The sequence below is a fragment of the Leisingera sp. ABD4_442 genome, from assembly GCF_056160905.1.
On sequence record NZ_JBSWYB010000093.1, the window covers coordinates 1 to 1,154 of the forward strand.

The following is a 1,154-nucleotide window of genomic DNA, read 5'->3' on the forward strand; positions in this document are numbered from 1 at the left end:
CCTCCGGTTCCTTCTGGCTATTGGACACCGGATCCGGAACCCGGAAGGCCGGGCTGGCATTGCCGCCGGCATCCACAACCTGGGCATAAACCGACGACCTCGATGCGTCCGCATCATTGTATTCGCGCCAGACGGTCACCGTCGCTCCGTTTTCCAGCCCGGTGCCCGGATCTTTCAACGCTGCAATGCTGATGCTTTCGCCCCAATCCGGCACGATGTCAGACACCACCTGCTCGGCAGGACCCACGATAGCCGGGTTATCCGGATCCGCGGTCAGCTGCACGTCCTGGCGGTAAAAGGATCCGCGGTCCCCTGCAGTGGTATCTTCATCCGGGGTGCGCCAAATGACCCTGACAGTACCATCTGGAAGCAGCACCGCTTCCGGCTGTGTCTGCCGCCCCTCTGTCAGCCCGGTGCCCGGGTGGTTAAGCTGCACCATCTGGCCGAACATGCTTCCGTCCGCATTGTACCGCTGCAGCCAGATGCCCTGCGCATCCTGGTCTTCTGCGGAAACAAGCAGCACAAAACTGTCATCCTCCAGCATCAAAACGGTGGGATCATAAGCGTTGGTAAAAATTGGAGTTGGGCCAGACATTCTAAAATTCCCTTAAAGATTTCTTTTGAAGTCGATCAGAAACCCTAACATTACGTTAACAACAATGGGTTGCGTGCCGATCCGGCCTCGCATATGGCTGCCTTTGAGGCCGAAGAAGTGGGCATGAACTTTGACACCACCGGAGAGTTTGTCGATATCCTGGACGCCCTTGGCCTCGTGCAGTCCGAAGTTGTCACTGCCGCGACGGTTGTCATCTGGCTAAATGTCATGGCTACGACAGGATACCCAACCGTCGCCAGATGGAACCACCCGGAAAGGTATGCCTTTGCAGAAACGGCAATTGCCGAAGTGGAAAGGAAGGCAAAAGCGACCTCGACCAGTTCTTCCACGTTAGGGGCAATCCCTTCCTGCTTTATGTCCCGCACACAAGACTTTGCAAAGTCGGCTTCTTGCGCCAAGCGGACTTGGGATGGGGCGCAGGCTGCAGCTGCGGCGAACGGCAGCTCCGTCCCGATTCTGTTGAAAAACACCCTGTTGCTGGCGCAGAAAATGGCCTTTTAAAATGTGGCCGAACGCCCATTTTATAAGGCTGTTCCCG

General features: G+C 56.7%; 2 protein-coding genes. One reads left to right on the forward strand and one right to left on the reverse strand.

What is annotated here, in order from left to right:
* On the reverse strand, window positions 1-595 hold a 595-nt coding region (locus tag ACXAHG_RS23495), incomplete at its 3' end, for a hypothetical protein (protein WP_475061237.1).
* Between the two features lie 93 nt (window positions 596-688).
* Between ACXAHG_RS23495 and ACXAHG_RS23500 the strand changes: the two genes are divergently transcribed.
* Window positions 689-1,117 (forward strand): hypothetical protein, encoded by a 429-nt coding sequence (locus ACXAHG_RS23500; RefSeq protein WP_475061239.1) that lies wholly within the window; start codon window positions 689-691, stop codon window positions 1,115-1,117.
* The last annotated feature ends 37 nt before the right edge of the window (window positions 1,118-1,154 follow it).

Excerpts from the sequence above, each read along its gene's own strand:
- ACXAHG_RS23500 (WP_475061239.1), top strand. The coding sequence starts at position 689 with ATGGCTGCCTTTGAGGCCGAAGAAGTGGGCATGAACTTTGACACCACC.